The organism is Sphingobium sp. AS12, assembly GCF_019097845.1.
GTDB lineage: Bacteria > Pseudomonadota > Alphaproteobacteria > Sphingomonadales > Sphingomonadaceae > Sphingobium.
In genome coordinates, this window is record NZ_JAHRGM010000047.1 from 1 (window position 1) to 6,981 (window position 6,981).

The following is a 6,981-nucleotide window of genomic DNA, read 5'->3' on the forward strand; positions in this document are numbered from 1 at the left end:
TAGTTCGAGGATCATCATCAATTCTCCAAGTCGGATCATCGGCCCCGTCTCCGCGTCTGCAAAGGAGATGAGGACAATGTCGGCTCATCTCATTCTGCCGGGGCTAGCCCCGGCAGAATGAGATGAAAGGGCCACCAACTAGGGAATTTTCAAAGCCCACTTTTGCGGAGAATTGCACGACCGATGACAACGCTCGACTGACGGACATAGACATAGGCCAGCTTGGCCTGCTGCGTGGTGCTTATCCGTTCATCTACGGCATAATCTCTCAACATCGGTGTCACCGGCGTAGCGGGCAGTTGGGCGCGAGCACAAAGCCTGCGCTATCGTCGCCGCCAGCTGACGCTGGATTGCTGGCGGCAGGCTCGACCATATCTGGATCTTTGGCCGTCTCCGGGGAGAGCTGATGTTCACTCTGGCATTCCTCGTCCTGTGATGAACGGCGCAACGCCTCTGCCAGCGCAACGACTCGCATTAGGATGGAGCCTGAGACCAACGGCGCGGATTTCGAGTCAGGCGGAGCGGTAGCCAGATCGGTGACGGTGCGAAGGATGTTTCGCCGCCCGCCATGCGGCACCCGGATAGTCACCCAAGCCGGCCCGCGATCAGACACCAGCTTCAGAACTTCGAACCGCTCGCCGAAGAGCGGATGCTGAGGGCACGTCACCGTTACATGGCGGATCAGCCCGTCGATATCAGGGGTATCACTGGATGGTTGGCTCGGGGAAGACCCGGTTCCATTCACCAAAAGGCTGGTTGTCGGTGATGAGCGTGGAACGCCGTTCGTACCGTGCGCTGATCAACTCGAACAGGACGGACGTTTCAGCCTGATCCTTGGTCACGTAGGCGAGGTCATCGAGGATCAGCAGATGATATTTGTCGAGTTTGGCTATCGCGGCTTCGAGCGCAAGTTCACGGCGGGCAACCGGAAGTTTCTGGACCAGATCGGAGGTGCGGGTAAACAGGACGCGCCAGCCATTTTCGATCAACGCAAGGCCGATTGCGGCTGCCAGATGGGTTTTACCCCCACACGGCGGACCAAAGAAGATGAGATTGGCACCTTTTTCGAGCCAGCCATCACCAGAACACAGCGCCGTCACCCGGGCGCGGGAGATCATTGGCGCTGCATCGAAGGCGAAGCTGTCGAGAGTCTTGCCGGGTGGCAGGCGGGCTTCGCCCAGATGCCTTTCGATCCGGCGTCGGTCCCGTTCTGCGATCTCATGCTCAGCGAGCGCTGCAAGCAAACGGGCACCAGGCCAGCCTTCCTTGTCGGCCCGCGTGGTAAAGTCGGGCCAGATCAGTTTGATTGCGGGCAGACGCAGGTCGTTGAGGATGAGGCTCAGGCGCTGGGCGTCGATAGCGGGAGCGTTCCGGCTCATGCGGCTTCTCCCGCCAGGAGAACATCATAGGTGACCAGGGGGACCAGTTCCACCACCACGTCGGGAAGCGCCGCCGGATCGGGAGCGAAGCGTATCCGCAAGGCATCCATGTCGGGGAGACGGTCGGCAGCCACTTCGGCTGCCAGCAGTTCCGCGAGTTCGGCTTGCCTCGGAATCAGCAACGGAAGTCGCTAATGCATTACAGCGTCACTTTTGGCGATTATCCGATCTGTCGATCCTCCGTCCCGTTAGCAGGCCTTTGGCGCCCGTGCCTTCGAACTTGAACTCGAAGTCTCTCCAGGTTTTCCTCCAGCGTCGCGCCACGTATCTTTCTCCCGGTCTTGCTGCATCATCGAGCATGATAAGGCCTCCCGGTGCGATACGTTCGAAAAGGCGTTCCGCCATTCCTCGGGTAAAGGGATGAATTGACCAAGGCGGTCCATCTATGACAAGCAGATCAATTGTCTGTGGAAGGTCGTGCAAGGCATACCATAATCCAGGCCAGGCCTGGTCCCGAAAGTTCAGCGGAGCATGGCTGAAACTTGCCGACAGGTGGTGCTCAGCGAGCCAAATGCCCATCTGCTCAACGAACGGTTCATACTGATCGTAGCTGTATAAATGCCCGCCACCGTGAAGCGACAATGCTTTGGCGATAACCAGCGAAGTTACTCCGGAACCTAGTTCCACAACATTTTTCGGTTGTCGGACTTCAATCTCATCAACAATCCTGTGAAGAAGGTAAGTGTCTGCTTTCCAGCTGCCAAGATGAGGCAAGGCGTCCTGTTCAAGGTTTATACGCTCAAGAACAGCATTTTTTTCAGCTTTGTTTCCCCCATAAAGGCTTTTCAACAGCCAAGGCCATTGGATGAGCGCAAAGAATAGCTGGAACAGGGTTTCGCCCTTTGTGCGCGCGGTGCCTGTTTCCCGCGGCATCTTTTTGGCCAGCATGCCGGTCAGATTTTTGGTCGTCAACTTTCGTCACCTTCGTTATGGATAGCAGTCCAGTGAGCGAGGCAGCAGCCAGTTACCGAGTGTCATCTTAGGCAAACCCACCAATGTATGGCGCTCTACACAGCAAGTCGTCCGACCCTCGATGATCAGGAGCAAATCTCTTCTCCCATGCTCGTCCCTCTAGAAGCTGGACTGGCGCCCTAAAAAGCCGAGAATTGCGGCAGAAAAGGCGTCGTTTGCATCGCCTGCAACCATATGCGTGGCATCGATAATGTCGGTATATTCAGCATGCGGTGCCAGTTCGCGCAGATGTTCGACAGCGCCTTCCGAGACAAGATCACTGGATCCGCCCCTGATCAGATGCAGCGGTAGCGTCAAATTAGCGGCAGCCTTGTATAATATATTGACTTGCTGCTCCTGATGCGCGGTGTCGCAGCAATGTGCAGCCACCATATTGCGAATAAATGCTGGATCCCAGTGCCAGTAATAGCGGCCATCCTCTTTCTGCCGGAGATAGTGCCGTAGGCCATCGCCCGCTCTGCGCTTGCGACGATGTGGCATGTAGCGCGCAATGACTTGTGCAGCTTCTTCCGGAGACGAAAAGCCAGTCTCGACATGTTCTTGCATGAAGCTGACCACCCGCATCACGCCGCCCGGCTCGATACGCGGGGCTATATCTACAAGAGTGAGCGATGCGAAGCTGCCTGGGGCGAGGTCTCCTTCTGCTATCATTCCGGCAAGGCCGCCGAGGGAGGCGCCTACCAGAGCCGGTTTGCGATCCATTCCTGATGCTACCGCGACGAGATCGGCCGCAAAGTCGCGCACGTCATACGCACCTGCGCTCGACCAGTCGCTGTCGCCATGCCCACGCATGTCTATAGCGATAGCGCGAAACCCCGCCTCGACCAGATCTTGCACTACCCGCTTCCAGGCGCGGCGAGTCTGACCCGCCCCGTGGGCAAGCAAGACGGGCATCGCCCTGCATTCGCCCTTCACTTCAGCAGCCAGGCTGATACCAGCGGCTCCATCGATTTTGCAGTTCTTCCCGGTCATCCACCAGTCTCGATCCTGCAGGCCCGATTGAAGATAAACCCCTTAGTCCATTTTTGGCTCTGCCTTTGCGCCACTTCAGGACGTTGCATCCACTCACGCGCGAAGAATTGAGAGGGTCGTTCTATCGTCCTGAGTTCGTGCTTCACAGAAGCTGATTGCGCGCCTGTGCATGAAGACGAGGGTCGGTCTGTTCCTGAGCGGTCGATCGCGATCATCTATTTCCTTTCCTCAGTCGTGGGACGGTAGTCAGGTAGTTTGGGAGATCCCACGCCTTCCCGGTCAATCTTCTTGGCCGCATCGCCCACGCGTCGAACTGGTTCGCGAACGGCGCGGGCGGTTTCGGCGATTTGTTGCGCATCCCCTTCCAATTGCCTGATCCGGGGCCGTGCGTGCGAAATGGATAGGCCCAGAGACCGGGCTTTGCCTTCGGCATCATGCAAGGGCCGGCCGAGGCTGTCGTGAAGACCGCCCCGCGATGCCTCGAGCCTCAGGCGAAGCCTCTCCGCGTCGTCTCCCGCCCGAGCCATTACATTCCCTAGAGAATGGATCCTGTCTTCCTGCAGGGCCTCCCCCGCGATTTGACTGACATCGCTTTTCCAGTTCCGCGAGCGCAGCGCGAGTTGGCCAAGACGTTCCTCGATGGATCGCTGACCGGCAGGGTCCAGCTTCTTTGAGATGCTATCGGCACCTGACGATATCTTGGCGATCATCTCGCCTGGATTGAGGTCGCCGCTGAGGAGGCCGCCGGTCTTCACTGGTACAAGCGGGAATGGCTGTCCCGCTTGAACTGTAAGTGCTGGTTCACGCTTGTTGCTTCCCGCCAGGCTTATCTCTGCCGATCCATCGAAGAATGATTTATCGACCGACGCTGTCACGCCGCGATGGAGTAAGATGTCCTTGGTAAGGACGAACCGGACCACGACCGTATCCGGATTTGAAGGTTGGAGCCGGACCTGGGTTACTTTCCCAACGGGAACACCAAGAAGGTTGACGCCCGATCCGATTTGAACGCCGTCGACCGATTGTTTAAACTGCACCTCATACGTGGCCCCGTCAGCCTCACGTGACTGGATGAGCCACAGGGTGAACCCAATGACGGCGGTTATGAGCAGGCCGACAACAAGGCTCACCTTCAACCAGTTCGAACGCGTTTCCATGTGACCTAGAAATCCTGGAGCCGGTAGCGCGACAAATGAGCTTTTAATTTTCGCGAGATTTGGAACGTGATCACCGCCGCTTCACTCGTTCGCCAATTGCCAGGGCAATGGAAAGCACCGCCAGCAGCCCGGCGATGATCGGTTCCGAGGCGAAAAGGATTGCAGCACATATTCCCAATGCTGCGGGGTAGAGCTGGGGAGTGGCTCTGCTGTTGCGCTCATCGCCGCGCAATCGTTCAAGATCCCTGGGTGCGATACTGACGGTGATCGATCCGGTACGCGCAACTCTCTCGATCTGTCCCACCAGGCTCGGCGTTGACAAGGCGGCTCTTCCAAGCGCTGCAAACAGCTTGCCCGCTTCGCCACGCAATCGCGCCGGACTCGTTCGCTCGCGCATCAGTTCCTTTGCCAACGGAGCCAGTTCTCGAGTGATGTCGAATGTCGGATCGATGCGCCGGACAAATCCCTCTGCCGTGAGCAGCGTCCGGAGCACCAGTGCCAGATCGGGCGGGAGCGCGAGATGAAAGTCGCGCAGTATCGCAAAGACGATTTGGAAAATGTCGGTAAGGTCAATTTGCTCGAGCAGGACATTGCTGAAACGGTTGATCAGTTCGGCCAGGGCCTCTTCCAGCCTGACACGGTCAACATCAGGGTCGCCCGCCCAAAGCAGCAGAATATCGACGACCCCGCCTGTGTCCTCCGCCGCGATCGCCAGGCCAAGCCGTACCAATTCTTCCCGGCGTCGTGGCAGAAGCGTCCCCACCGCTCCGAAGTCGATAAGCCCCAGCGTTCCGTCCTCCAGGAAAAAGACGTTGCCGGGGTGGGGATCGGCGTGGAAATGACCATTGATGACGATCATGTGGAGGATCGCCTGCGCATAGGTGCTGGCGAGGCTAATGAGATCAAGGTCGCTTTGCCGCGCCGCCTCCAGATTGCTTGCCGGAACGCCTCGAAACCGCTCCTGTATGTTGACACGCCTGCCGGACAACTCCCAGTCAAAGCGAGCCGTTCGCACGCCGAAAGCTTTGAGATACTCTCCGATCGTATCGCTGGCGCGAGCTTCCGCGCCAAGGTCCATTTCCCGATCGATACTTTCAGCGAAGTGGCGCAGCAGTTCGTCCGGCTTTAGTCGCGCGATCTCGGGGATGCGGCGCTCTGCGATCCGGGCGACGCGGCGCAGCAGCCGAAGGTCGGCGTCGACAATCCGCTCGATCCCGGGACGACGGACCTTGACGATAACGTCCCGGCCGTCGAGCAGCGTTGCTGCATGGACCTGAGCGATCGAGCCGGCCGCAATCGCTTCGTCTTCAAAGGAGGCGAAATAGCTTTCCACAGTTCCGCCGATCGCCTCTTCGATAAGTGGTCGCACGGTGGCGAACGGCAGCGGCGGAACCCGGTCCTGAAGTTTCGAAAGCGCATCGATCCAATCGGGCTCCAGCAGATCACTTCGCATTGCAAGAATCTGCCCGAACTTGACCGCTGCAGGACCGATATCTTGCAGCAGCGCAACGACTGCTTCTGGTCGAGCGCTATCAAATGGTTCCTCACCACCCAGTCTGAGACCTAGCCGGGAGGCCATTCCCTTGAGGCCGTGTCGCCCGAACAGAAGCAGGATTTGTGCGAACCGCTCCCGCTCCTTCAATGCGACCGCTTCAGGCCCGTCCATCAAATGAGGATCAGCCATCATTATGTGCCTTGAGCGTGGGGACGCGACCTCGGCGGAAGCCAGCTTGCGTTTCGAGTTGATCCACGACCTTGTCGAGGTGAAGGATCGCCCTATCCAATGCTTCCAGTTCTTCCGCGGTCAAGCTGCCGAAGGTCTTCGCCACAATGCCATCGTAGAGTGGCAGGGCCTGCTCCAGCATCGCCCTGCCTGCGTCCGTGATTTCCACGAGCTTTACACGACGGTCCTCTTCAACGGGCGAGCGCGTGACCAGATCATTCTGCTCCAACCAGTCAATCGCCTGGGTTACCGTGCGCGGGGCCTGATCGAAGAAGCTTGCAATATCGGTTGAGCGGCTGGGTTGCTCGGCGAGATATACCAGCAGCTTAAGACGGGCCATCGATGCACCTTGGGACGCAAGGTGCGTGTCGATCAGCCGCCGCATTCTGTACCAGGTCCAGCCAAAGGCCGTCGCGAGTGCGCGCAAATGAACTTCCTGAGGTTCCATATGTTATGTCCTTGCTCAATCTTCGATGGCATGGCAAGGGGAGAGGATAAAGTTATGACTGCGACGAAGCTGGCACCTCTTGGCCCATGGCGTGCCATTGCTCGATCATCATCGTGAGACCCCAATGCTTGACCATGCCCAGGCCTGAAGCGCCCCGGGTTTTCAGGAGGCAGTTTTCATTTGGCTATGCAGCCATATCGAGGTTCTCGAGGGCTGCATAGTAATTGTCTTCGGCCTCAGCGGGCGGGATGTGCCCGATAGGGCCGAAGA

The 6,981-nt window shown here is 58.2% G+C and carries 7 protein-coding genes and 1 pseudogene; all 8 read right to left on the reverse strand.

The genetic code is table 11. The annotated features are described in order from the left end of the window. Positions 1–280: 280 nt before the first annotated feature. Positions 281–745 carry a DUF5372 family protein gene (locus tag KRZ98_RS24660; protein WP_368389852.1) on the reverse strand — a complete coding sequence of 155 codons (465 nt, stop codon included), beginning with the start codon at positions 743–745 and terminating at the stop codon, positions 281–283. Beyond that, positions 717–1,379: pseudogene (gene istB, locus KRZ98_RS17990) on the reverse strand (IS21-like element helper ATPase IstB); the annotation flags it as partial. The gene KRZ98_RS24660 and the pseudogene istB, both read right to left, overlap by 29 nt. Further along, complete coding sequence (locus KRZ98_RS17995; protein WP_088189881.1) at positions 1,376–1,561, reverse strand: hypothetical protein; 186 nt, start codon at positions 1,559–1,561, stop codon at positions 1,376–1,378. The pseudogene istB and the gene KRZ98_RS17995, both read right to left, overlap by 4 nt. Before the next feature lie 25 nt (positions 1,562–1,586). Next, positions 1,587–2,351: a class I SAM-dependent methyltransferase gene (locus tag KRZ98_RS18000; RefSeq protein WP_088189882.1), complete on the reverse strand. Its 765-nt coding sequence runs from the start codon at positions 2,349–2,351 to the stop codon at positions 1,587–1,589. A 159-nt stretch (positions 2,352–2,510) separates the two neighbouring features. Continuing rightward, positions 2,511–3,383, reverse strand: coding sequence for an alpha/beta fold hydrolase (locus KRZ98_RS18005; protein WP_088189883.1), 873 nt, complete (start codon positions 3,381–3,383; stop codon positions 2,511–2,513). Between the two features lie 215 nt (positions 3,384–3,598). Beyond that, positions 3,599–4,540, reverse strand: a complete 942-nt coding sequence (locus tag KRZ98_RS18010) for an MlaD family protein (RefSeq protein ID WP_169576747.1) — start codon at positions 4,538–4,540, stop codon at positions 3,599–3,601. 70 nt (positions 4,541–4,610) lie between these two features. After that, positions 4,611–6,227 carry an AarF/ABC1/UbiB kinase family protein gene (locus KRZ98_RS18015; RefSeq protein ID WP_024020670.1) on the reverse strand — a complete coding sequence of 539 codons (1,617 nt, stop codon included), beginning with the start codon at positions 6,225–6,227 and terminating at the stop codon, positions 4,611–4,613. Beyond that, the gene (locus KRZ98_RS18020) at positions 6,217–6,711 is read right to left on the reverse strand and encodes a MarR family winged helix-turn-helix transcriptional regulator (protein ID WP_024020669.1); all 495 of its coding nucleotides are present in this window, start codon (positions 6,709–6,711) and stop codon (positions 6,217–6,219) included. Before KRZ98_RS18020 ends, KRZ98_RS18015 begins: the two co-directional genes overlap by 11 nt. Positions 6,712–6,981: the final 270 nt, after the last annotated feature.